Origin of the sequence: Burkholderia sp. NLJ2 (assembly GCF_049487195.1) — a bacterium.
In the GTDB taxonomy this organism is placed as follows: Bacteria; Pseudomonadota; Gammaproteobacteria; order Burkholderiales; family Burkholderiaceae; genus Burkholderia; species Burkholderia pyrrocinia.
In genome coordinates, this window is the sequence record NZ_CP137810.1 from 1,120,579 (window position 1) to 1,143,163 (window position 22,585).

Here is a 22,585-nt window from a genome sequence, read left to right on the forward strand (position 1 = left end):
TCGTTCGTGGCGGGATGCGTCGTGCCGGCCTACGCCGTTCCGGCGAGGCCGAACGCGGCCGGCGTGGATAGCATTCTTGCGTGGCGACGGTTCGCAGACCCCTACCGGCCCGCTCACTCGCCCCTGTCGTAACGATCAGAACGGGAGACATATGAAACAGCGCGCCATGCCGGCCAGCGGCCGCGTCCTGCCGGGCTTCGGCGCGCGCCTGCTGAGCGAACTCAAGCGCAGCGGCGCGCCGCCGGCCGACCGCGACGCACCGCCACCGCAAGACGCGACGACGGCGAGCGATTTCGTCGCGCTGTACCGCGACGCGATCGAGCGGCTCGAGGCCCAGGTCGCGCGCGGCGACGGCCATCCGCCGATGCGCAAGCAGGAAGTCGACCTGATGTGCCGCTGCCTGCTGAGCTGCGCGACACTCGCCGACGCGATCCGCTGCGCGCGCGAATTCTGCGAGATGCTGACGCCGCGCGCCGGCGTGCTGTCGCTTGCGGTACGCGACGGACGTGCGACGTTCCGGATGGACTCGCTGCGCCGCATGCGCAGCCCGGCCGCGTGCCTCGTCGACCTAACCGGGCTGTTCTGCTATCTGCAACTGTTCGGCTGGCTGATCGGGCAGCCGCTGCGGCCGGCCGAAGTGTGGCTCGGCCATCCGCGCCGCGACGACGCGGTGCCGCTGCTCGGGCTGTTCAATGCACCGGTCCACGTCGGCCGGAAAACCTACGGCTTTGCGTTCGACGCGACGCTGCTCGATTGCCGCGTGATCCGGCAGCCGGGCGAAGTCGATGCATTCCTCGTCGATTTCCCGTTTCGTCTGATCGATGCGGCGCCGGCCGTCGTGTCGTGGGCGCAGCAGGTGCGCGGATTTCTCGATGCGGCGCTCGCGCACGAACAGGCGCTGCCGACGCTTGCGGAACTGGCCGCGTGGCTTGGCGTCAGCGAAGCGACATTGCGGCGGCGGCTCGCAACCGAAGGCAGCGGATATCACGCGCTGCGCGAGCAATGCCTGGCGGACGCTGCGCGACGATGCCTGCACGAGACGGACTGGCCGGTCGCGCGGGTAGCCGCGCATCTCGGGTTCGGCGGCGAGGAAGCATTCCGGCGTGCGTTCGTGCGCTGGACCGGTGTGGCGCCGAGCCGGTTCAGGCGAATGGTTGGCGTCGACGCGTGACGCAACTTGCAAACTTTCGCCAAGTTGCAATGGTTTGATCGGAAAGAAAAAAGATCACTCAAAGTGATCTTCTTTTTCGAAACATAAACCAGACGTGGGCCAAGCAGCACCCGGTGCAAGGAAAGCCATCAGGTCCTCCTCGCCCTTACGACATCGAGTTCAGTTTATTTTGATTGTCTTTCGGGCAGCCGTGATGCTCGAACTGCTGGCGCATCTGCGGACGGCCGTCGACGACATCCGGTCGAACGACGATGCCCCGCTCGCCTAAATGACGCCGCGCACGCCCGCGACCAACTGGATCGCACCGAATGCCGCGATGACGACGGCCGACACGCGCGACAGCCCGTGCATGAATGCGAACGACATCTTCGTGCGCAGCGCGGCGGTCGCGCTGCTCAGGCACAACCACCAGATCGCGGAGCCGATGAACACGCCGGCGACCATCAGCGCCACGGCCGGCCACATCGCGCCTTCCCGCGTGCCCGACAGCGGGCCGAGCGCCGCGAAAATCCCGACGAACGACAGGATCGTCATCGGGTTCGACAGCGTGAGGCCGAACGTCGTCAGGAAATCGCGCAGGACGGTCGTGCGCGGCAGGTCGCGTTGCAGCGCCGACGCGGCCGGCGCCTGGCGCGCAATGGTCCACGCAAGCCACACGAGGAACGCGCCGCCGCCGATCTTCAGGCCGACGGTCAGCATCGGGAATGCGGTGACGATGCCCGCGATGCCCAGCGCGCCGAGCAGGCCGTAGATCGCATCGGCGCACGCGGCGCCGACACCCGTTGCGAACCCGGCCTGAAAGCCGCGGCTCAGGCTGCGCTGAATGCACAGCATGCCGATCGGGCCGACCGGCACCGCGATCGACAGCCCCATCACGACGGACTTGATGAACAGCATCGCCTGCTCCTTGCGACATGCAACGGGTTGAACAGGCATCGTAGGGAAAGTCCGGTCACCGCTGAATGCGGTTTTTAAGGAAAAATGGCCATTCCACCTTAAAAAATCCCGCCGCGATGGACGATCTGGACTGGAAGGTACTGGCGCTGTTGCAGGCCAACGGTCGCATCAGCTATACGGAGCTGGCCCGCCAGGTTCATCTGTCGGTGCCGGCCGTGACGGAGCGCGTGAAGCGTCTTGAAACGGCCGGCGTCGTCGAAGGCTACACGGCCCGGATCAATCCGGCCGCGGCCGGCTATCCGGTGAGCGCGCTGATCGGCATCACGGTGCCGCAACCGGCGAAAGCGAAATTCCTCAAGCTGCTGGAGACGATTCCCGAAGTCGTCGAATGCCATCACGTGACGGGCGCCGATTCGTATGTCATGCGGTTCGTCGCCATCAGCATGACCCACCTCGAACACCTGATCGAACGCATCAACCTGTACGGCGAAACGCGCACGTCGATCGTGATGTCGACGCCGCTGCCGGCGCGCGGGTTGGCGCGGCCGCCGTCGAAGTTCGATGACGGCCGCAAATAGCTGGCCGGGTTTTCATGACCGTCCGACAGATCCCGTCCTGAACCTTGGACGGCCGATGCCGGCCGGCCGACCAAGGCCATTCGGCCGGTTGCCTCTGTGACGTTCGGCGCCGCTCGGTTATTTGCCGACCGCGCCGCCGAGCAGGCCGCCCACCAGCGACGTCACCGGCGCGAGTGGATTGGCGAGGTTGCCCAACGGCGTGCCGCTGCCCGTGCCGGTCGCGGAGCCGTTGTGCACGGCCGCCGGCATGCCGCCGACCACGCTCGTCACCAGGCCGGCGATCGGCACCGCGCCGTTCGCGCCGCTCGGGTTCACGAGACCGCCTACGTTGGTCACCGTATTGCCGACGGCACGGACGAGATCACCGACACCGCCAACGACCGGCTGCGGCGACGCAGATGTCACCTTCCATCCGGCCGACGTGATTGCCCCGCCGATTTGCCCGAGCAGACCGGCGACCGGCTGGCCGAGGCCGGTTGCCGTGCCGACCTGTTGCGTGAGCTGGCCGGCCGTCGTCACGAGCGGCGTGATCGCCGTGCTGAGCGCCTGGGTCGCCTGCTGGACCGGGCCCGACGACAGGGCCGAGCCGAGCATGGTGCCGCCCGACTTCAGGCCGCCGGCCACCGTGTCGAGCAGGCCGCCGACCGGCGTCGTGATCGGCGCCAGCGGCGACAGCGGGCCGGAGCCGAGCGCCTTCACCGTTTCGCCGAGACCGCTGACCGGGTTGCTGATCGAGCCGACGATGGTGCCGAGGCCGGCGACCGTCGTGCCGACCGGGTTCGGCGTGAAACCGATCTGACCGATGCCGTTGCTCAGCGCGTTCGACGTATCGCGGACGATCGTGCCGACGCCGGTGACCGTGTCGGCCGGCCCGGCGGTCACGCCCTTGCTGACGCCGCCTGGCAGGCTCGCGCCGCCTATCGTGACGCCCACATCCGTGACGACCCCGCCGACGGAACTGATGATGCCGTTCGTGCCAGGGGTGCCGCTGGTTCCGCTTGTGCCGCCGATTCCGCTGGTGCCGCTGCTGGTTCCGCTGCTGGTGCCACTGGTGCCACTGGTCCCACTTGTGCCGCTGGTGCCGCTGGTCCCGCTGGTCCCGCTGGTCCCGCTGGTCCCGCTGGTCCCGCTGGTGCCGCTGGTGCCACTGGTTCCGCTCGTGCCGCTGGTTCCGCTTGTGCCACTGGTTCCGCTCGTGCCGCTGGTTCCGCTCGTGCCACTGGTCCCACTCGTACCGCTGGTCCCGCTCGTACCGCTGGTCCCGCTTGTGCCACTGCTCCCGCTCGTGCCACTGGTCCCACTCGTGCCGCTGGTCCCACTCGTGCCGCTGGTCCCGCTCGTGCCACTGCTCCCGCTCGTGCCACTCGTACTCGTCCCGATGTTGGTACCGGCCACCTTCGGCGCCGTAACGTCGCTGCCGCCGCACGCTGCCAGCGCACACGCCGCAGCAATGGCGGCGAGCGCAACGTTCGCCTTGATGAAATGATTTTGCATGGAAGTCCCCGTCAGCTATTCAGCGCGAACATTCCAGCAAGCATCTACCGTGCCACCTTCATCGGCTTCGTTAACAATTCAGCAACCGGGCCGCAGCGGCTTTGCCGACGGCACTTTCCGGCACGACGCATCGCATATAGGCCCAGCCCTGCCGTGCGATCCGCCCTTGCGGCCCCGCGACGCTGACGTAACACCGGCCCCGTGTTACGTAGCATGAATGGTGAAAAGCCGGCCGCGACCGCACCTCGCCTGCTCCGGCCCCGGCACCTCGCGCACGCCGCCGCTTCATCGAAAGTCTTCCGTTGCCCAGAAGACGTTTCCGTTGCGTGTGAAAGTCGCGCATCGCGGATGACTGGCGAACCCGGATGCGCCGTTCAAACGAACAACGTCACACCGGCCCAGGCGATCAGCACGACGCCCAGCACGCGCCCGACAAGTTCGCCGCCGGGCAGGATTTTTTCCGCGAACACGAACAGCGACAGTGCGGCAATCCAGACGACATTCATCACGCCGCCGACGAACAGCAGCGCCATCAGCAACCAGCAGCAGCCCACGCAATGCATGCCGTGGCGTGCGCCAAGCAGGAAACTGCCGACGACGCCCGGACGCCAGTGCGCGACAAGAAAGCCGGCCGGCGCGCGGCATTGCCGAAGGCACGCGCGTTTCAGCGGCGAGAATTGATAGAGCCCGGCCAGCGCGAGAACGACCGCGGAAAGAACGGCGCTCTTCGACCACAGCATCATCGCGGAGATCAACCCGGCCGGCTGCAGCAGCACCTGAAGCAACGCAGCGCCGATCGAGAACGCGAGCCATGCGGTCAGATAACCGGCCAGCAGCGACATCGAAGAGAGTGCGGCCGCCGAATCGTCCGCGCCGTGATGCTGCTGCACGCGCCGGTACAGCATCACGAGCGGCGCCGCGCCGGGCGTCATCATCGCGATCATCATTACCCACCACATCGCGATCACGGTCGGCAGCGACGGATCCATGCCGCCCATGTCGTCCGCCAGTCGATGCGGGAAGAGCGCGACCGTCGTCATCTCCAGCGCCGACATGCCGGTTCCCGCGCCCGTCCACAGGTAGAACCAGCACACGCCGACGAGCGCGGCCATGCCGAGCAGCGTAACGACGCGCTCGCGTCCGAGCCAGGTGTCGAAAGGAGTCATGCGGCGGCGCGATGCCGGATCAGCCCGTGGTTGTTCAGGTGCAGCCGCGCGAACTGCGCATAGGTTCCGTCGAGATTCAATGCGATGTTGCCTTGCGAGCGCCCCGAACCCGAACCGATCTCGGCCAGCTCGTATTCGAAACCCTGCGGCAGGTCGATCCGCACGCGATGCTCGGCGCCCGTCACCGGGTTGAGGATCGGTTCGCCCGCGACGTCGAACACGCCTTCGACATGAATCCGGCCGCGCCGCGCATCGACATCGACGTCGAAGTCGATCCTCGTGAAGATCGGCTCGAACGCGTGCTCGAGCGTCGACGCATATACCGAGAACATCGTCGCAAACGGATCGGTATCCTGACCGGTCATGATCTTCAGCACCGCTTCGCGCTGTGCCGGACCGGCGCGCTCGTCGACGATCGGCTGGCACTTGCCCTTGCCTTCGTGGACCGGCCCCGGCCACTGAAACACGACCGCGATCCTGACACCGTCGAGCACCACGTCGCCGTAGTGGCCTGCGTCGATCGAAATCGCGCCCATCGCTTCGCAATTGCCGTTGGTTGGCAACGCATTGAACTGGCAAGGACAACCGTATGAGCAATTGCAACTGATCATTTCGGTACCCTGAATTTCCCACGGAGTCATGGCTCCACCTCGCGCTGTGACACATGAATCTTTCGAATCTAGTGCACGGCATCGGGGAAATCAAAGCCGGAACGGCGGCCCGGTTCGACGCGTAAAGCCCATGCGTTCCGGCCCCACGCATGACGTTTCGAACTGCTCGCTGCAGGCGGTTCCGGCAACCGTCATCACATCCCGATCTCACGCGAACAGCGACGCGACGATCGCACACCACGCCGCACTCGCGCCGCACAGAAACACGCGCCGTGCGACGAACATCCGCGACTCGTCATCGGGTGCTTTCATCGGCGATGTCGCGAGAAACGGCACGCTGGCGAGGCACGCGAAGCCCGACAGCGCGGGCACGATGACGACGTAGTCGCCGAACCGCCAGGGCAATGCCTCGTGCAATCCCCAGTAGCCGAGAAACAGCATGCCCATCGAAAACATCGTCGCGGCTGCCGAACTGAGCGCGACCACCGATCCCGTCGGAAATTGCATGGGAGCCTCCCTCGCGCATCGCGCGCGACGCCGGACAATTATCCGGGCAAGGAAGGAAAAAAGCACAACGATTGACGACCGGCCCGAACGCGTCGCACGGGTCGTGCCCACCGGCTTCTGTCGCCAAGGATCGCCATGATCTCGCCCGCCGACAGCAACTCGCGAGTTCGTTTCCGGTTCGAATGGATCGGGAATGGCTTCGCCACTGATCGGCAGATACGCGTTGTCACGGATTGACAGAGCCGATTCGATCGCAAGCTGTTTCGTCGGCTGCGCGCGTCGCGCAGTTAACCCGGCTTCCTCCCCGCCTGTGCGACGGTCACCCAGCTCACTACGGCGGCGGCAACCCAGCAACACGTGATCAGCAGGTCGAGATCCATCCAGCCTTCGAAATTCGCGCTGTTTTCGAAACTGCAGCGGTAATGGCCCCTGACCCACATGCAGCCACTGATGAACTGCTGGATGTGCATGTAAGCGTTGAACACCGCAAAGGCGGTGGTAATGACGGCGACCCGCAGGCTTATGCTCGTTTTCATTGGCGCTGAAGGCGTGGGATGAACTGCTGCCGATCTTAAGCCAACGGCGATGTGTGACGCAATCGTTCCGATATCGCCCCGCTCACCCGTCAATCCGCCTGATCGTCCTCAAACAATCCGCCGCCAACTGCTGATAGATCCGCGTGCCGTTCGCCTTCGCGTCGATCTCCGCGTCGCTCAGCCGACGCACGACGCGCCCCGGCACGCCCGCGAGCAGCACGCCGCGCGGCACGTCGTACCCGGCCTTCACGAACGCGCACGCGGCGACGATCGTCGTCGCGCCGATCGTCGCGCCGTCCATCACGACCGCATTCATCCCGATCATCGTGTCCGGTTCGAGTGTCGCGCCATGCACGATCGCGCCATGGCCGACGTGGCTGTTGACACCGAGCCGGCAGGTCTCGCCGATCCCGACATGCAGCACGCAACCGTCCTGCACGTTGCTGCCGTCGGCGACGACGATCGCGCCGAAGTCGCCGCGCACGCTCGCATGCGGGCCGATGTAGCAGCGCGCGCCGATCGTCACGTCGCCGATCACGACCGCGCTCGGATCGACATACGCGGACGGATCGACGCGCGGCCGCATCCCGTTGAATTCGAACAGCGGCATCGTCAGAGCGCCGCGACCGCTTCCGGCACGAGCGTGAACAGGTCGCCGACGACACCGTAGTCGGCCACGCTGAAGATCGGCGCTTCCGGATCCTTGTTGATCGCGACGATCACCTTCGAATCCTTCATGCCGGCCAGGTGCTGGATCGCACCCGAGATGCCCACGGCAATGTACAGCTGCGGTGCAACGATCTTGCCGGTCTGGCCGACCTGGTAGTCGTTCGGCACGTAGCCGGCGTCGACTGCCGCGCGCGAGGCGCCGAGTGCAGCCGACAGCTTGTCGGCCAGCGGCTCCAGCACCTTCGTGTAGTTCTCGCCGCTGCCGAGGCCGCGGCCGCCCGACACGACGATGTTCGCGCCGGTGAGCTCCGGACGCTCCAGCTTCGTCACTTCACGGCTCACGAACCGCGACACGCCTGCGTCGGCCGCCGCTTCGATCTTCTCGACCGCTGCGCTGCCGCTTTCTGCTGCAACCGGATCGAAACCCGTCGCACGCACCGTAATGACCTTGATCGGATCGGTCGACTGCACTGTCGCGATCGCGTTGCCCGCGTAGATCGGGCGTTCGAACGTGTCGGCCGAAACAACGGCCGTGATCTCGGAGATCTGCGCGACGTCCAGCTTCGCCGCGATGCGCGGCGCGATGTTCTTGCCGTAGGCGGTGGCCGGCGCGAGGATGTGCGAGTAGTCCTTCGCGATGTTCAGCGCGGTCGCTTCGACGTTTTCCGCGAGGCCCGCTTCGAGTTGCGGCGCGTCGGCCAGCAGCACCTTCGAAACACCTGCGATCTTCGCTGCTGCGTCTGCCGCTGCCTGTGCGTTGTGTCCCGCAACCAACACGTGAATATCGCCGCCGCCCGCAGCACCAAGCGCCTGGGCCGCCGCCACCGCATTCAACGTCGCGGCCTTGATCGAAGCATTGTCGTGTTCCGCAATTACCAGAATCGTCATTTCGTTGCGTTCCCTGTTACAGCACCTTGGCTTCGGTCTTCAGCTTCCCGACCAGCGTCTGCACGTCCGGCACCTTCACGCCGGCCGCGCGCTTCGGCGGCTCGTTCACCTTGAGCACCTTCACGCGCGGCGTCACATCCACGCCAAGGTCTTCCGGCTTCACGACTTCCAGCGGTTTCTTCTTCGCCTTCATGATGTTCGGCAGCGTCACGTAGCGCGGTTCGTTCAAACGCAGGTCCGTGGTCACCACGGCCGGCAGTTGAAGCGACAGCGTTTCCGCGCCGCCGTCGATTTCGCGCGCAACCGTCGCGCGACCCTCGGCAATCACCACCTTCGACGCGAACGTCGCCTGCGGCAGGCCCGCGAGCGCGGCCAGCATCTGGCCCGTCTGGTTCGAATCGTCGTCGATCGCCTGTTTGCCGAGGATCACGAGCGAAGGCTGCTCCCGATCGACCAGCACCTTCAGCACCTTCGCGACACCGAGCGGCTCGACGCCTTCATTCGATTCGACGAGGATCGCGCGATCCGCGCCGATCGCGAGCGCCGTGCGCAGCGTTTCCTGCGCCTGCGCGACGCCGACCGACACGGCGACCACCTCGGTCACGACGCCCGCTTCCTTCAACCGCACGGCCTCTTCCACCGCGATCTCGTCGAACGGGTTCATCGACATCTTCACGTTCGCGATATCGACGCCCGTCCGGTCGGATTTCACGCCGACCTTCACGTTCGCGTCGACCACGCGTTTCACTGCCACGAGCACTTTCAATTGCCTGCCTCCTGTTCCGTTGCGCGTACCGTGTTGCGTCAGCGCGCGGTGTACCCGCCGTCGATCACGAGTTCCGCGCCGGTCACGTAACGGCCGGCCGGCGACACGAGATACAGGATGCCGGCCGCGATGTCGCGCGGGGTGCCGATCTTCGCCATCGGCACGTGCGTCTGCAGATAACCGAATACGTTGTCGGGGTCCTGCCCCATCTGTCGGAACGCATCCTCGAGCATCGGCGTGCGGATATAGCCGGGGTGGACCGAGTTCGCGCGGATGTTCTTCGCCGCATACAGCATCGCGTCGACCTTCGCCATCATCCGCACCGCGGCCTTCGACGCGTGATATGCGGGCACGTCGGGGCCGCCGACGATCCCGTACATCGACGACAGGTTCACGATCGACCCGCCGCCGGCCGCGTCGATATGCGGAATCGCCGCACGCGTGCACAGGAACACGCCGTTGACGTTCACGTCCTGCACGCGCTGCCATTGTGCGAGCGTGAGCTCGTGGGTCGGCACGTTGTGCCCTTCGATGCCCGCGTTGTTCACGAGCACGTCGAGGCGCCCGAAGCGCGCGACGATCTCGCCGAACACGCGCGACACGTCGGCCTCGTGCGTCACGTCGAGCGACCAGAACGCGGCCTCACCGCCCTGCGCGCGGATTTCCTCGACCAGCGCCTCCGCCGGCTGCGACAGCACGTCGAGGATCGCGACGCTCGCGCCGGCCGCGGCCAGCGTGCGCGCCGTCTCCGCGCCGATGCCGCGCGCGCCGCCGGTGATCGCGGCCACCTTGCCGCGCAGGTCGAACAGTTCTTCGATGAGTTTCATGGTGTCTCCGTGTATTCAGTTGGGCGGCCCATGCCGGGGCCGCCCGCGTGCAGGGCGGCCTTCAAGGGCATCCGGCGTTATCGCGCAATCCGCGTCGCAAGAAAATCGAGGCATTCCCGATTGAAGTAATCGGCGTGTTCCACCATCACCCAGTGGCCGCACCGATTCATCAGCACGAAGCGCGCGTCGCGGCAGCGTTCGAGAAACTTCAGCGCACCGCCGACCGGATTGAAGCGGTCGTCCGTGCCCCAGAAACCGAGCACCGGGCAACGCAGGTCGCCGAGCGCGTCGGTCAGGTTCGGCACGCTCATCGTCGACAGCACTTCGGTCGGCTGTTCGACGCACACCTTCATCCGCTCGGCCACGAGCGCGTCGGTGACGATCGCCGGGTCGTGCACGAGCAGCGTCAGCAGTTCGCGCATCGTGTCGTCATTCATCTGGCGATTGGTGAACAGCTTCACCATCCGCTGGATCCCTTCCATCCGGAAATAGGTGTCGCGATCCTCGACGCCGCCCGGCGCCATCATGATCAGCCCGTCGACTTCGTCCGGATAGTCGAGCGCGTATTTCAGTGCGATCGCGCCGCCGAGCGAGTTGCCGAGCAGCACGGCCGGCCCGATCCCGAGCGCGGCCAGCTGCGCATGCAGCGCGCCGACGAAGAAATCGAGCGTATAGGCGACGTCGGACGGCTTCGACGACTGCCCGTAGCCGGGCAGGTCGACGACGATCGCGCGGAAACCGGCCGCCGCGAACGCCGGGACGTTGTGCTTGAAGTTGCTGAAACCGCTGGCGCCCGGGCCGCTGCCGTGGATGAACACCACCGGCCGGCCCTCGCCCGCCTCGTAATGGTGCAGGCGCAAACCGCCCGGTACGTCGGTGAAGATGCCGGCCGGCGGCGTCGTGGGGATCGTCATCGCGGGTTGTCTCCTTCGTCGTTCGATGGATGTCTGCCACGATGATTGCGCCGCCGGCGCCGGCCGGCATCATCCTTTCAGACTACGAAGCCGCGCGCGCTTCTTCCTATCATCGGCCCACCGAAACGGAGGCAGACGATGAACGGATTCGACTACAGCGGCAAGACGGTGCTCGTGACGGGCGGCACCAAGGGCATCGGGCGGCGCATCGCCGAACGGTTTCTCGCGGCGGGGGCGCGCGTATTCGTCTGCGGACGCAGCGCGCCCGACACGCCGCCTTCGGCCGGCGGCCGCACGGCGGCGTTCGTCGCGGCCGACCTGCGCGACATCGAGCAGGTCGACGCGATGCTCGCGACGATCCGCGATGCAGCCGGCGGCCTCGACGTGCTCGTCAACAACGCGGGCGGCTCGCCGTTCGCGCTCGCGGCCGACGCGTCGCCGCGCTTCACCGAATCGATCGTACGACTGAACCTGATCGCGCCGCTGCAGCTCGCGCAGCGCGTGAACGCGATCATGCAGCCGCAGCCCGAAGGCGGCGTGATGCTGTTCATCGCGAGCGTCAGCGCGTCGCGGCCGTCGCCCGGCACGGCCGCCTACGGCGCCGCGAAAGCGGGCCTTGTCAACGCGGTCACGTCGCTCGCGGTCGAGTGGGCGCCGCGCGTGCGCGTGTGCGCGATCAGCCCGAGCCTCGTGCAGACGGAATCGGCCACCGAAGGCCACTACGGCGACGACACAGCGCTCGACGCGATTCGCGCGACGATTCCCGCCGGCCGGCTCGCGATGCCCGATGACGTCGCATCCGCATGCCTGTTCCTCGCGTCGCGCGACGCGTCGTACACGTCGGGCGCGAACCTGCGGCTCGACGGCGGCGGCGAGCGGCCCGCGTTCCTGACCGCCGCGCAGGCGGCCGCGCGTTGATGCCTGCCATGCAAGCGGTGCGGGGCTAATCGTTTCCAGTCCTAGGGAAGTCATCTAGTTCATTTTGACGATTCCCTGCTACCGCGATCTCCCTACTCTGCCTCTCACGACAACACATAGTCGACCGTCGTCGATACCCCCAAGAGGAGACACCATGCATCAACGGATTTCGCGCCGTACCGACAAGCGGGCAACCGCCACGCTGTCGACGCTGGCCGCCGCGCTGCTGACGTGCGCCGTTCCCAACGCGCACGCCGGCAGCACGATCGAGCTTGGCGCCGACACGACGCTGGACTACACGTTCACGCTCAGTTACGGCCTCGGCATGCGCACGCGTGCACCGAGCGGCAATCTGCTGACGCCGGCGAACATCAACGGCGACGACGGCGACCGCAACTTCGCGAAGAACAAGCTGATCGAGAACCAGGTCAGCCTGCTCGGCGAAGTGAACCTGAAGCACGACGACTGGGGGGTGTTCGTCCGCGCGAACACGTTCTACGACCAGGCGTATCACCGCCCGAACTACAACGATGCGCCGGGCACCGTGAACCACTCGGGCCAGTTCAACAACTTCACGAGCGATGCGCGCTACTGGTCGGGCGGCCACACGACGCTGCTCGCCGCGTATGCGTACAACACGTTCCACCTCGGATCGACGAGCCTGAACGTGAAGGTCGGCGACCAGGTCGTCGCGTGGGGCGAAAGCCTGTTCTTCCCGAACATCGCGGGTGCGCAGGGCCCCGCCGACGCGACCAAGTCGTATATGGCCGGCGCCGAGGTGAAGGACATCCTGCTGCCCGTGCCGCAGATCTCGACGCAGTGGCAGATCACGCCGAACTTCAGCCTGCTCGCGTATTACCAGTTCGCGTTCAAGGAGAACCGCCTCACCGCGCCGGGCACCTACTGGAGCTATTCGGACGTGGTGGGCCCCGGCGCGCAGTACATCATCGGCCCGGGCGGGATGCTGATTCCGCGCGGCCCCGACGACAAGCCGAGCGCACGCAACCAGTGGGGGATCGGCGCGCGCTTCCGCGTGCTCGGCGACACCGAGCTCGGCCTGTACCACCTGCACTACAACGACATGAACCCGAGCGTCGTCACGACGTTCTTCCCGACGCTCCAGTACCAGCAGAAGTATTTCAGCAACATCAAGCTGACCGGTGCGAGCTTCTCGACGCAGGTCGGCCCCGTGAACGTCGCGGGCGAAGTGTCGTACCGCCAGGGCGCGGCCGTGCTCGTCAACACCGCGACGGGCCCGCAGTCGACGCGCGCGAACGTGCTGCAGACCAACCTGTCCGGCATCTACTCGATCGGGCCGAGCTTCCTCGCGAACTCGCAGTCGCTGGTCGGCGAACTCACGTACGTGCACGCGGGCAGCATCTCGGCACTCGACGGGTCGACCACGCTCGCGAATTCGCGCAACGCGCTCGCGATGGAGATCGCGTGGACGCTCAGCTACAAGAACGTGTTCAACGGCTGGGATCTCGACGTGCCGCTGACCTACACGCACGACCTGACGGGCACGTCGCCGCTCGCCGGCGCGCTCGGCTCGCTGACGGGCCAGGGCGACCATCGCGTGACCGCCGGCGTGACCTTCACGCGCCTGAGCAACCTGCAGTTGTCGCTCGTCTACGCGAAGTTCCTCGGTTCGCCGAACCCTGCCACGCGGCCGCTCGCCGATCGCGACTACGTGCTGGCCACGGCGACCTACCACTTCTGAGCGGCCCGGCCGCTCGTCACTCAGCAAGAAGAGGATTAGTCATGAAGCGAATTCGTCTCCCCCTCCTGCGCGCGTCGGTGATGGCCGCGTGCGCGCTCGTTGCGACGGCGTCGTTCCCGAAGGTCACGCCGGACGACCTGAAGGCGCTCGACGGCCAGTTGACCCCGATGGGCGCGGTCCGCGCCGCGAGCAAGGACAGCACCGTGCCCGAGTGGTCGGGCAAGTGGCTCGGCACGCCCGCGGACGTGCAGTACAAGCGCGGCAGCCGCTACCCCGATCCGTTCGCGAACGAGAAGCCGGTCGCGACGATCACCGCGGAGAACATGGCGCAGTATGCGGAGCACCTGACCGACGGCCAGAAGGCGATGTTCAAGCGCTATCCGGCCACTTTCAAGATCATCGTCTACCCGAGCCACCGCGATTTCCGCTATCCGGATGCCGTCTACAAGGACATCCGCGCGTACGCGCCCGATTCGACGATGACGTCCGACGCGAACGGCCTGACGAATGCGCCGCCGACGGTGCCCTACCCGATCCCGAAGACCGCCGCGGAACTGCTGTGGAACCAGCGCTTCTCGTCGTCGATCGGCACCGAGCAGGCCACCTACGACCAGGCGGTCGTGTACTCCGACGGCAACATCGCGTGGGGCAAGGTGCGCTACGACATCTACTCGCCGCGCAACGTCGGCAAGTACGACGTGAAGAGCGACCTGAACAACCGCACGTACTACCGCAACGCGACGGAGCTGCCGCTGTCCGACCGCGGCTCGCTGATCGTCGGCTTCACGAACTGGGACAAGGCCGGCGCGGACAACTCGTCGCGCACGTGGATGTACAACCCCGGCACGCGGCGCGTGCGCCAGGCGCCCGAATACGGCTACGACCAGCCGCAGGGCCCGGGCGGCTTCCGCACGGTCGACGACGACCGCCTGTACAACGGCCCCGGCGACCGCTACGACTGGAAGATCGTCGGCAAGCGCGAGATCTACGTGCCCTACGACAACTACAAGGTGATGGACAGCTCGCTGAAGTACGGCGACCTGCTGACCAAGGGCCACGAGAATCCGGCGTACATCCGCTACGAACTGCATCGCGTGTGGGTGCTGCAAGCGACGCTGAAGAGCGGTTATCGCCACCAGTATGCGAAGCGCGTGCTGTACATCGACGAGGATTCGTGGCAATCGCTGCTCGCGGACAACTACGACGCGCGCGGCCAGCTCTGGCGCACCAACGTCGCGACGTCGCTGTACGCGTATGACGCGAAGGTGTTCTACCCGAGCGCGGTGTTCTTCCACGACCTGATCTCGGGTGCGTACATGGCCGACCGCCTGACGAACGAAGGCCCGATGCCGAAGCTCGACAACAGCCCGCAGTTCAACGAGGCGTACTTCTCGCCGGACGCGATCCGCAGTTCGGGGAACTAAGCGACGCGGCACGCCCGCCCCCCACGCGCCGGAGCCCCGCTCCGGCGCACGACGCCGCCCGCGACGGCGGCCTTTTCCATTCGAGGGCCCTTTCATGTCTTCCCGCCTGCATACGACGCTCGGCGACGAGCTGTACGCCGCGTGGCACGCGCGCGCGCCGGTCGCGCCGCTGTCGAGCCGCCCACGCCGGCTGTCGCTCCATGACGCGTACCGCATCCAGCAGCGCTTCATCGAACGCCGCATCGAACAGGGCGAAGCGGTCGTCGGCAAAAAGATCGGCGTGACGAGCCAGGCCGTGCAGGACATGCTGAACGTGCGTCAGCCCGATTTCGGCATCCTGCTGTCCGGCATGCACTACGCGGCCGGCGAGGCGATTGCCGCCGACTCGCTGATCGCGCCGCGCGCCGAGGGCGAGATCGCGTTCATCCTGTCGCACGACCTGCGCGGCCCCGGCATCGACCGCACCGACGTGATCGCCGCGACGGCCGCCGTCGCGCCCTGCTTCGAAATCGTCGATTCGCGCATCCGCGACTGGGCGATCCGTATCGAGGACACCGTCGCCGACAACGCGTCGTGCGGCGTGTACGTGCTCGGCGACGCGCGCGTCGACCCGCGCACGCTCGATCTCGCCGCATGCGAGATGACGATCGAGAAGAACGGCGAACCCGTCGCGCAAGGGCGCGGCGACGCGGCGCTCGGCCATCCCGCCGACGCGGTCGCGTGGCTCGCGAACACGCTCGCCGCGTACGACGTGCCGCTGCTTGCCGGCGAGATCGTGCTGTCCGGCTCGCTCGCGAAACTGATTCCGGTCACGGCCGGCGACGCGCTGTCGATGCATATCTCCGGCATCGGCAGTTGCGACGTCCGCTTTATCTAAAGGAACCCTGATGAAGAAAATCAAATGCGCACTGATCGGTCCCGGCAACATCGGCACCGACCTGTTGTACAAGCTGCGCCGCTCGGCGGTGCTCGAACCCGTGTGGATGGTCGGCGTCGATCCGGCCTCCGACGGTCTCGCGCGCGCCCGCGAATTCGGCCTGAAGACCACCGACAAGGGTGTCGACGGGCTGCTGCCGCACGTGGCCGCCGACGACATCCGCATCGCGTTCGACGCGACGTCGGCCTACGTGCACCGCGACAACTCCGACAAGCTCACCGCGCTCGGCGTGAAGATGATCGACCTGACGCCCGCCGCGATCGGGCCGTACTGCGTGCCGCCGGTGAACCTTAACGCGCATCTCGACAGCGCGCAGATGAACGTGAACATGGTGACCTGTGGCGGCCAGGCGACGATCCCGATGGTGTACGCGGTGTCGCGCGTGCAGCCGGTCGCGTACGGCGAGATCGTCGCGACGGTGTCGTCGCGTTCGGTCGGCCCCGGCACGCGCAAGAACATCGACGAATTCACGCGCACGACGTCCGGTGCGATCGAACAGGTCGGCGGTGCGCGCAAGGGCAAGGCGATCATCGTGATCAACCCGGCCGAGCCGCCGCTGATCATGCGCGACACGATCCACTGCCTGACCGACGGGCCGCCCGACGTCGACGCGATCACCGCGTCCGTGCATGCGATGGTCAAGGAAGTGCAGCGCTACGTGCCCGGTTACACGCTGAAGAACGGCCCCGTGTTCGACGGCAATCGCGTGTCGGTGTTCATGGATGTCGAAGGGCTCGGCGACTACCTGCCGAAGTACGCGGGCAACCTCGACATCATGACCGCCGCCGCGGCCGCCACGGCCGAGCGTTTCGCCGAACAGATGCTGGCCGCGACGGCCGCCACCGCTTGAGTTGAGGAGCCACGCGATGTCACTTGCAGGCAAGAAGATCACCGTCCACGACATGTCGCTGCGCGACGGGATGCACCCGAAGCGCCACCAGATCACGCTCGACCAGATGCGCAACATCGCGCGCGGGCTCGATGCGGCCGGCGTGCCGCTGATCGAGGTCACGCACGGCGACGGGCTCGGCGGCGCGTCGGTCAACTACGGTTTCCCCGCGCATACCGACGAGGCGTACCTGAGCGCCGTGATTCCGGAGCTGAAACAGGCGAAGGTGTCGGCGCTGCTGCTGCCCGGCATCGGCACCGTCGAGCACCTGCGCATGGCGCACGAACTCGGCGTCGGCACGATCCGCGTCGCAACGCACTGCACCGAGGCCGACGTGTCGGAACAGCACATCGGCCTCGCGCGCACGCTCGGGCTCGACACGGTCGGCTTCCTGATGATGGCGCACATGTCGTCGCCGGAGCAGCTCGTCGTGCAGGCGAAGCTGATGGAGTCGTACGGCGCGAACTGCATCTACATCACCGATTCGGCCGGCCACATGCTGCCCGACGACGTGACCGCGCGGATCGCCCAGGTGCGCGACGCGCTGAAGCCGGAGACGGAACTCGGCTTCCACGGCCACCACAATCTCGCGATGGGCGTCGCGAACTCGGTCGCGGCGGTCGCCGCCGGTGCGAACCGGATCGACGCGGCCGCGGCCGGCCTCGGCGCCGGCGCGGGCAACACGCCGATGGAAGTGTTCGTCGCGGTGTGCGACCGGATGGGGATCGAGACGGGTGTCGACGTGTTCGCGATCTCGGATGTCGCCGAGGATCTCGTCGTGCCGATCATGGACGCGCCGATCCGCCTCGACCGCGATGCGCTGACGCTCGGTTATGCGGGCGTCTACTCGTCGTTCCTGCTGTTCGCGAAGCGCGCGGAAGCGAAGTACGGGATTCCGGCGCGCGACATCCTCGTCGAACTGGGCCGGCAGCGGCTCGTCGGCGGCCAGGAGGACATGATCGAGGACGCGGCGCTGACGATGGTGCGGGCGCGGGAGATTGCGGCCTGAGCAAACGCGGCCGGCATCCATCCGGATGCGGGGTGCAACGCGGGGTGCAAGCCCCGCTTTCTTTCGACGGGAAGAGGCGTGCGGCGCGCGCGGCAGGCCGCGTGACGCGTCGCGGCCTCTCTCACGCAGGCACCGGCTACACACCGCCCCAACCGCGCGCCGCCATACCCGTCAACGATGCTTCCCGCCGTGCCGGCGCCGCCGATGCTCCGCACGCGCCTGCAGCAACGCCGGCATCAGTTCCTCGATGTATTGCCGCGCCTGCCCGCGCGTGACGATCTCGCTGAAGCGCAGATGGGCGTTGTCGTGACCGACCAGCGCCGCATGCGCTTTCTTCAGGATGTGCAGATACGCGATCAGGCTCGTGCCGTCGCGCACGGGCAGCGCATCGCGCGGGTCCGGGGCCGGGGTCGTGCTCATGATCCAATCCTTTGCGGGCAGTCGGTGCGGCAGGTAGCCGTCACGAGCGCCAGCAGGTCGTTGGCGAGGCGGTCGCGGTCGGTCAGCGGCGCGAGGCCGAACAGCCGCTCGAGCGTCGCGGCGACCGACGCATGATCGTACGGCGTGTGGTCGACCTGCCCGGCCGCGACCCACGGTGAAATCACGATCGCCGGTACACGCACGCCGTACACGTCGAACCCGAAGCCGCTCGCGTTCAGCGTCGCGGCCGCGCCGTCGTTCGGCGGCGGTGCGGCGCCCGGCCTGACCGAATCGTAGAAGCCGCCGTGCTCGTCGTAGACGATCACGAACAGGCTGCTGTTCCATACCGGCGAATTGCGGATCGCGTTGTACACGCGCGCGGCGAGCTGGTCGCCGCCGGCCAGCCCGTCCATCGGGTGTTGCGAGCTGCCGTTCTGGTAGGTGCCGTGCACGATGTCGCCGTAGCCGGGCTCGATGAACGTGTAGCGTGCCGTGTAGCCGGCCGCGAGATCGGCTTCGAAGTGCGCGAGATCGTCGATGTCGAAGAAGCTGATGCCCTTCAGCGACGCGACCTGCGGCACGTGGCCGAGCGGATCGCCCGACTGGTCCTGGTAGATGCGCCAGTTGCCGTCGCCGAGCGCGCCGAAGATCGAACCCTTCGGATAAGGGAAGCCGTCGAATGCATCCCACCCGCCCATTTCCGCCTTGGTCGGCGAATGGTCGAGCCCGGCCGACGACGCGCCGTGCAGGAAGAAGCGGTTCGGCCAGGTCGGCCCCGGCATCGACGCATGCCACGCGTCGCACAGCACGAACGCATTCGCGAGCGCGTACAGCGATGGTGCGTGCGTCTGCACGTTCGCGCCCTGCATGATCTTGCCCGCGTCGGCTGGCTGCGGCGGCGTGCCTTCGGAATGCGACGTCGCGTAGTTCGACACGAACCCCGAATTGACGACGGGTGGATATGCCTGCCCTTTCACGAACGGCACGCCTGCGCCGCAAAGCTGTTCAAGCACGTCGGTGAATTCGTGGCACGGGTCGGTCGGCATCCGGTCGGGTGCGCCGCCGCCGAACGGATAGACCGCGCCGCCGTATGCATTGCTGTCGCCCGGCGACGCGGCAACGATGTCGGCGACGCCCGACAGCGCGAACAGGTGATCGAACGAACGGTTCTCGAGCATCAGCACGAACACGTGCTGGATGCGGCTCTGAACCGGCGGGGATGCGGGGGCTACGTCTGCACTCATGGCGCCTCCTGGCGTCGCGCGACGAATGTCCGGCTGGCACGGTCGTTGGCCCGCTGAAAGCAATTGAAGGAATTGAAAGCTGCACGCGCGGGCCGCGAATTGCCGACGAGTGTACGACCGCCCCGGCCCTCGCGTAAAGCCGCATGCGAACCGCGTCGCCGCGCGTGCGTTCAGCCGCCGGCCGCGGTTTTCAGCGTGACGACGTCGCGCGGGGGGCACTGGCGATCGGCTTCAGAGGCGGAATGATGCGCGAGAATCCGGAGGTCAACCGGCGCGCCGCGAAACGGACGGCGCTCGGCCGCGTGGGCGAGCCCGACGACATCGGGCCGATGATCGCGTCGCTGCTGTCGGACGACAATCGCCGGGTCAATGCGCAGCGCATCGAGGTGTCGGGAGGGATGGCGCTCCGAGCGTAGAGTTTCGCCGGCTCGTGACGATGCCGACTGGCGCGCATGACCCGATGCAGGAATGTCCGCCGTATATCGCGATGATCGTCGAGGCTTTCCTGCGAGACGCGGCCGCCCGAGCGTTACGCACGCGCGGCGACCGGAGAAGGCGGTATTGGCCGCCGCGGCGTGACGACGCCGCCGGCGACCGACGAACGGTACGGCATGTCCCGTCCATCCGGTTGGTCCGGCCGTATGGCCGGACGGGAGTCGATCGGCGCGGTGCTGCGCGCGCGATCCTGGCCGCTTAACGGCGCGGCCCGCCGGTGCGCTGCGGACGCGGCGAATTCGCGTCCTTGTGACGGAAGTTGATGCGGCCCTTGGTCAGGTCGTACATCGACAGTTCCAGCGTCACGCGGTCACCCGCGAGAATGCGGATGTGGTTCTTGCGCATGCGGCCCGACGCGTATGCGCCCACCACCACGCCGTTTTCCAGCGTGACACGGTATTTGCTGTCCGGCAGCACTTCGTCGACGATCCCGTCGAGTTCCAGCAGTTCTTCTTTTGCCAAACCAATTCCTCCAGACAAGGTGATTGACCGCGGCCGCGGCGATCTGCCAGGCGCCGTTTCCCGCAACGGGGCGACGGCTGGCAGGCTGCCGGGTATCGGTTCGTTCAGACGGGCCACAGGCCTGTCTTGCGATCGGAGCCCGGCGCGTTGCGGCGTTCGGGCGGTCGGTGGCGGCGGCGCGATGAGCGCCGCGCAAGTAGTCGGGACCGCGCCGGTTGCTACGGCATGGCGTCGGTCTGCTCGGGTTGATGCGTTAAAGCGGTGATGCGCTGGCGAAGCGGCGGGCGCTTCGCGAGGGCGCTGTGTCGCACGCGGGTCACGCATGCGATGAGGGAGGCGTCACGACCGATGCATCGAGAATGTCGCGATGCATCGGTCGTGCGCATCGGAACGCGCAGGCCGCCGGAACAGCGGCGCCCCGCGCGAAACTCCATCCGGCACCGGCCGCCGATCGGCGGCCGGTGCCGATGCGGCTTACTGCGGCGTGATGTTCGACGCTTGCAGACCCTTCGGGCCGCGCTTCACTTCGAAGCTGACCTTCTGGCCTTCGGCCAGGGTCTTGAAACCCGTGCCGCGAATTTCGGAGAAATGGGCGAACAGATCGTCGCCGCCGTTGTCCGGGGAAATGAAACCAAAGCCCTTGGTTTCGTTGAACCACTTGACGGTACCGGTATCCACAAATACTTCCTTAATACGAATAATTGAACATGCGCCCGTGACGGGCACAGAAAGAATCAAAGAGGGAGAGACCAACGACTGCCGCACGGAGTGCGGCCAATGATGAGCAATCGAACTTCTTGAAGACTTCGGTCACGGACACTACGCGGTAGCGGCCGTTCCGTCAAGCCCTTTCGGTGCGACGCGCACGCACGGGCGACGCGCGCGCCTTATGTGGCGGGGGTTGCCGGCCGACGGAACAGTTTTCGATACGCCCCCGATTTTAGGCCGGCCCGCCGGTTTTTACTGCGGCTCGAACACGTGATGCAGCACCGGCGGCTCGGCGCCGTCGCGAATCCGCATTTCAAATGCCTTACGCAAGACGCTCGTCGGCCGCACGTCGGCCACGTCCAGATAGAACTGCGAATACCAGTCGCGCATCTGGTACAGCGGGCCGTCGCCTTCGCACAGCAGCGGGTTGTCGATCCGCGTCTTGCTGTGCCAGATGTCGACGTCCTCGTAGAACGCGCGCTGCGCTTCCTTCACGTAAGCGTTCGCGATCTCCAGGTTCTGCTCGTCGGTGAGCCCGGCTACCTTCTTCACGATCACGCCGTAACGCAGCTCGAAGCTGTTCATGTCGATCGGCACGTGGCAGTTCAGCAGCACCGAATGGATCGGCTGCCCGTTGCTCTGCCCCGTCATCTGCGTGATGTGCACGGCCGGCCCGAAATACGTCGACAGCGCGGTCAGGCTGTCGCCGCCGAGCTTCTCGCTGCGGCCGACCATCAGCTGCGTCGCCTTGTGATCCTCGAACAGGTTCGCGAAATAGTCGATCGGCGCACGGTGCACGGTCGCGAAGTGCGCGACGTCGGAGATGTTGTCGACCAGTTCGCGGCAGTTGGCCTGGATCACCATCTTGTCGACGACCCAGTCCGACCACTCGTCGGAGAAACACACGTCGAGGCGCGGAATCGCGACGTCGGCCGGCGGTGCATTGCCTTCGGGGTCGTTCCACACGAACAGCAGGTTGTTTTCCTCGCAGGTCGGCCACGCGCCGATGCGCGCCTTCGGCGGAATCCGCTTGCAGTACGGGATCGATGCGCACTGCCCTTCGCCGCTCCACGCCCAGCCGTGGAACGGGCACACGAGGTTGTCGCCCTGGACCGTGCCGAGGCTCAGGTCGGCGCCCATGTGCGGGCAATACGCGTCGACGACGTTGACCTTGCCGGTCGAATCGGCGAACGCGGCCAGCTTGCGGCCGAACACGTTCAGCGTATGCGGCTTGCCGTCCTTGTAGTCGCGGGCGAGCCCGAGGCAGTGCCAGCCGCGCGCATAGCGCTGCGCGAGCGGCTGGGCTTCGATCTTGTAAGGGCGTGCGGACATGTG

At 66.7% G+C, this 22,585-nt stretch carries 25 protein-coding genes; 9 read left to right on the forward strand and 16 right to left on the reverse strand.

Annotated elements, in window-relative coordinates:
- Nucleotides 1-151 precede the first annotated feature (151 nt).
- The gene (locus R9B84_RS27330; protein ID WP_423763114.1) at nt 152-1,171 is read left to right on the forward strand and encodes a helix-turn-helix domain-containing protein; all 1,020 of its coding nucleotides are present in this window, start codon (nt 152-154) and stop codon (nt 1,169-1,171) included.
- 264 nt (nt 1,172-1,435) lie between these two features.
- Here R9B84_RS27330 and R9B84_RS27335 read toward each other — a convergent pair whose 3' ends face one another.
- Complete coding sequence (locus R9B84_RS27335) at nt 1,436-2,068, reverse strand: LysE family translocator (protein ID WP_423763115.1); 633 nt, start codon at nt 2,066-2,068, stop codon at nt 1,436-1,438.
- 116 nt (nt 2,069-2,184) lie between these two features.
- Between R9B84_RS27335 and R9B84_RS27340 the strand changes: the two genes are divergently transcribed.
- On the forward strand, nt 2,185-2,646 hold the full coding sequence (locus tag R9B84_RS27340) for an Lrp/AsnC family transcriptional regulator (RefSeq protein ID WP_423763499.1): 462 nt from the start codon (nt 2,185-2,187) through the stop codon (nt 2,644-2,646).
- 117 nt (nt 2,647-2,763) lie between these two features.
- On the opposite strand, the gene R9B84_RS27345 is transcribed toward R9B84_RS27340, so the two are convergent.
- The 10 genes from R9B84_RS27345 to R9B84_RS27390 form a co-directional block, all read right to left on the reverse strand.
- Nucleotides 2,764-4,140, reverse strand: a complete 1,377-nt coding sequence (locus tag R9B84_RS27345) for a collagen-like triple helix repeat-containing protein (protein ID WP_423763116.1) — start codon at nt 4,138-4,140, stop codon at nt 2,764-2,766.
- Between the two features lie 374 nt (nt 4,141-4,514).
- Complete coding sequence (locus R9B84_RS27350; RefSeq protein WP_423763117.1) at nt 4,515-5,306, reverse strand: DUF2182 domain-containing protein; 792 nt, start codon at nt 5,304-5,306, stop codon at nt 4,515-4,517.
- A complete protein-coding gene (locus R9B84_RS27355; protein ID WP_423763118.1) occupies nt 5,303-5,947 on the reverse strand; it encodes a DUF1326 domain-containing protein in 645 nt (214 codons plus the stop codon). The genes R9B84_RS27350 and R9B84_RS27355 overlap by 4 nt, the downstream gene beginning before the upstream one ends.
- A gap of 177 nt (nt 5,948-6,124) precedes the next feature.
- Entirely contained in the window at nt 6,125-6,424 is a 300-nt protein-coding gene (locus tag R9B84_RS27360) for a hypothetical protein (protein ID WP_423763119.1), read from the reverse strand.
- A 287-nt stretch (nt 6,425-6,711) separates the two neighbouring features.
- On the reverse strand, nt 6,712-6,960 hold the full coding sequence (locus R9B84_RS27365) for a hypothetical protein (protein WP_423763120.1): 249 nt from the start codon (nt 6,958-6,960) through the stop codon (nt 6,712-6,714).
- A gap of 82 nt (nt 6,961-7,042) precedes the next feature.
- The gene (locus R9B84_RS27370) at nt 7,043-7,570 is read right to left on the reverse strand and encodes a transferase hexapeptide repeat family protein (RefSeq protein ID WP_065501900.1); all 528 of its coding nucleotides are present in this window, start codon (nt 7,568-7,570) and stop codon (nt 7,043-7,045) included.
- Between the two features lie 2 nt (nt 7,571-7,572).
- Complete coding sequence (locus R9B84_RS27375) at nt 7,573-8,517, reverse strand: electron transfer flavoprotein subunit alpha/FixB family protein (protein WP_423763121.1); 945 nt, start codon at nt 8,515-8,517, stop codon at nt 7,573-7,575.
- A 16-nt stretch (nt 8,518-8,533) separates the two neighbouring features.
- Complete coding sequence (locus R9B84_RS27380; RefSeq protein WP_423763122.1) at nt 8,534-9,283, reverse strand: electron transfer flavoprotein subunit beta/FixA family protein; 750 nt, start codon at nt 9,281-9,283, stop codon at nt 8,534-8,536.
- Nucleotides 9,284-9,321: 38 nt separating this feature from the next.
- Nucleotides 9,322-10,110: an SDR family NAD(P)-dependent oxidoreductase gene (locus tag R9B84_RS27385; RefSeq protein ID WP_423763123.1), complete on the reverse strand. Its 789-nt coding sequence runs from the start codon at nt 10,108-10,110 to the stop codon at nt 9,322-9,324.
- A gap of 77 nt (nt 10,111-10,187) precedes the next feature.
- A complete protein-coding gene (locus tag R9B84_RS27390) occupies nt 10,188-11,024 on the reverse strand; it encodes an alpha/beta fold hydrolase (RefSeq protein WP_423763124.1) in 837 nt (278 codons plus the stop codon).
- A 138-nt stretch (nt 11,025-11,162) separates the two neighbouring features.
- Between R9B84_RS27390 and R9B84_RS27395 the strand changes: the two genes are divergently transcribed.
- From R9B84_RS27395 to dmpG, 6 genes are all read left to right on the forward strand, one after another.
- Entirely contained in the window at nt 11,163-11,942 is a 780-nt protein-coding gene (locus R9B84_RS27395; protein WP_423763125.1) for an SDR family oxidoreductase, read from the forward strand.
- A gap of 154 nt (nt 11,943-12,096) precedes the next feature.
- Entirely contained in the window at nt 12,097-13,662 is a 1,566-nt protein-coding gene (locus R9B84_RS27400) for a DUF1302 domain-containing protein (protein ID WP_423763126.1), read from the forward strand.
- Nucleotides 13,663-13,703: 41 nt separating this feature from the next.
- The gene (locus tag R9B84_RS27405) at nt 13,704-15,086 is read left to right on the forward strand and encodes a DUF1329 domain-containing protein (protein WP_423763127.1); all 1,383 of its coding nucleotides are present in this window, start codon (nt 13,704-13,706) and stop codon (nt 15,084-15,086) included.
- A 94-nt stretch (nt 15,087-15,180) separates the two neighbouring features.
- The gene (dmpE, locus tag R9B84_RS27410) at nt 15,181-15,963 is read left to right on the forward strand and encodes a 2-oxopent-4-enoate hydratase (RefSeq protein WP_423763128.1); all 783 of its coding nucleotides are present in this window, start codon (nt 15,181-15,183) and stop codon (nt 15,961-15,963) included.
- Nucleotides 15,964-15,973: 10 nt separating this feature from the next.
- The gene (locus tag R9B84_RS27415) at nt 15,974-16,873 is read left to right on the forward strand and encodes an acetaldehyde dehydrogenase (acetylating) (RefSeq protein WP_423763129.1); all 900 of its coding nucleotides are present in this window, start codon (nt 15,974-15,976) and stop codon (nt 16,871-16,873) included.
- A gap of 16 nt (nt 16,874-16,889) precedes the next feature.
- Nucleotides 16,890-17,921: a 4-hydroxy-2-oxovalerate aldolase gene (gene dmpG / locus R9B84_RS27420; protein WP_423763130.1), complete on the forward strand. Its 1,032-nt coding sequence runs from the start codon at nt 16,890-16,892 to the stop codon at nt 17,919-17,921.
- A gap of 171 nt (nt 17,922-18,092) precedes the next feature.
- Here the strand turns inward: dmpG and R9B84_RS27425 are convergent, their stop codons facing one another.
- Together R9B84_RS27425 and R9B84_RS27430 are read right to left on the reverse strand one after the other, a co-directional pair.
- Complete coding sequence (locus tag R9B84_RS27425; RefSeq protein ID WP_096474260.1) at nt 18,093-18,341, reverse strand: hypothetical protein; 249 nt, start codon at nt 18,339-18,341, stop codon at nt 18,093-18,095.
- Nucleotides 18,338-19,585: an alkaline phosphatase family protein gene (locus R9B84_RS27430; protein ID WP_423763131.1), complete on the reverse strand. Its 1,248-nt coding sequence runs from the start codon at nt 19,583-19,585 to the stop codon at nt 18,338-18,340. Before R9B84_RS27430 ends, R9B84_RS27425 begins: the two co-directional genes overlap by 4 nt.
- A gap of 143 nt (nt 19,586-19,728) precedes the next feature.
- On the opposite strand from R9B84_RS27430, the gene R9B84_RS27435 reads away from it, so the two are divergent.
- On the forward strand, nt 19,729-20,001 hold the full coding sequence (locus R9B84_RS27435; RefSeq protein ID WP_423763132.1) for an SDR family oxidoreductase: 273 nt from the start codon (nt 19,729-19,731) through the stop codon (nt 19,999-20,001).
- Nucleotides 20,002-20,278: 277 nt separating this feature from the next.
- Here the strand turns inward: R9B84_RS27435 and infA are convergent, their stop codons facing one another.
- The 3 genes from infA to R9B84_RS27450 all read right to left on the reverse strand — a co-directional run bounded on the left by infA (nt 20,279) and on the right by R9B84_RS27450 (nt 22,582).
- Nucleotides 20,279-20,542: a translation initiation factor IF-1 gene (infA, locus tag R9B84_RS27440; protein WP_166952219.1), complete on the reverse strand. Its 264-nt coding sequence runs from the start codon at nt 20,540-20,542 to the stop codon at nt 20,279-20,281.
- A gap of 474 nt (nt 20,543-21,016) precedes the next feature.
- Entirely contained in the window at nt 21,017-21,220 is a 204-nt protein-coding gene (locus R9B84_RS27445; protein ID WP_006483056.1) for a cold-shock protein, read from the reverse strand.
- Between the two features lie 282 nt (nt 21,221-21,502).
- A complete protein-coding gene (locus R9B84_RS27450; protein ID WP_423763133.1) occupies nt 21,503-22,582 on the reverse strand; it encodes a Rieske 2Fe-2S domain-containing protein in 1,080 nt (359 codons plus the stop codon).
- Between the last annotated feature and the right edge of the window lie 3 nt (nt 22,583-22,585).

Coding starts and splice junctions, on each gene's coding strand:
- R9B84_RS27360 (WP_423763119.1), bottom strand. CDS start 6,424: ATGCAATTTCCGACGGGATCGGTGGTCGCGCTCAGTTCGGCAGCCGCG.
- R9B84_RS27375 (WP_423763121.1), bottom strand. CDS start 8,517: ATGACGATTCTGGTAATTGCGGAACACGACAATGCTTCGATCAAGGCC.
- R9B84_RS27400 (WP_423763126.1), top strand. CDS start 12,097: ATGCATCAACGGATTTCGCGCCGTACCGACAAGCGGGCAACCGCCACG.
- dmpG (WP_423763130.1), top strand. CDS start 16,890: ATGTCACTTGCAGGCAAGAAGATCACCGTCCACGACATGTCGCTGCGC.
- R9B84_RS27340 (WP_423763499.1), top strand. CDS start 2,185: ATGGACGATCTGGACTGGAAGGTACTGGCGCTGTTGCAGGCCAACGGT.
- R9B84_RS27385 (WP_423763123.1), bottom strand. CDS start 10,110: ATGAAACTCATCGAAGAACTGTTCGACCTGCGCGGCAAGGTGGCCGCG.
- R9B84_RS27335 (WP_423763115.1), bottom strand. CDS start 2,068: ATGCTGTTCATCAAGTCCGTCGTGATGGGGCTGTCGATCGCGGTGCCG.
- R9B84_RS27435 (WP_423763132.1), top strand. CDS start 19,729: ATGCGAACCGCGTCGCCGCGCGTGCGTTCAGCCGCCGGCCGCGGTTTT.
- R9B84_RS27365 (WP_423763120.1), bottom strand. CDS start 6,960: ATGAAAACGAGCATAAGCCTGCGGGTCGCCGTCATTACCACCGCCTTT.
- R9B84_RS27355 (WP_423763118.1), bottom strand. CDS start 5,947: ATGACTCCGTGGGAAATTCAGGGTACCGAAATGATCAGTTGCAATTGC.
- R9B84_RS27395 (WP_423763125.1), top strand. CDS start 11,163: ATGAACGGATTCGACTACAGCGGCAAGACGGTGCTCGTGACGGGCGGC.
- R9B84_RS27350 (WP_423763117.1), bottom strand. CDS start 5,306: ATGACTCCTTTCGACACCTGGCTCGGACGCGAGCGCGTCGTTACGCTG.
- R9B84_RS27390 (WP_423763124.1), bottom strand. CDS start 11,024: ATGACGATCCCCACGACGCCGCCGGCCGGCATCTTCACCGACGTACCG.
- R9B84_RS27345 (WP_423763116.1), bottom strand. CDS start 4,140: ATGCAAAATCATTTCATCAAGGCGAACGTTGCGCTCGCCGCCATTGCT.
- R9B84_RS27415 (WP_423763129.1), top strand. CDS start 15,974: ATGAAGAAAATCAAATGCGCACTGATCGGTCCCGGCAACATCGGCACC.
- R9B84_RS27370 (WP_065501900.1), bottom strand. CDS start 7,570: ATGCCGCTGTTCGAATTCAACGGGATGCGGCCGCGCGTCGATCCGTCC.
- dmpE (WP_423763128.1), top strand. CDS start 15,181: ATGTCTTCCCGCCTGCATACGACGCTCGGCGACGAGCTGTACGCCGCG.
- R9B84_RS27405 (WP_423763127.1), top strand. CDS start 13,704: ATGAAGCGAATTCGTCTCCCCCTCCTGCGCGCGTCGGTGATGGCCGCG.
- R9B84_RS27450 (WP_423763133.1), bottom strand. CDS start 22,582: ATGTCCGCACGCCCTTACAAGATCGAAGCCCAGCCGCTCGCGCAGCGC.
- R9B84_RS27430 (WP_423763131.1), bottom strand. CDS start 19,585: ATGAGTGCAGACGTAGCCCCCGCATCCCCGCCGGTTCAGAGCCGCATC.
- R9B84_RS27425 (WP_096474260.1), bottom strand. CDS start 18,341: ATGAGCACGACCCCGGCCCCGGACCCGCGCGATGCGCTGCCCGTGCGC.
- R9B84_RS27330 (WP_423763114.1), top strand. CDS start 152: ATGAAACAGCGCGCCATGCCGGCCAGCGGCCGCGTCCTGCCGGGCTTC.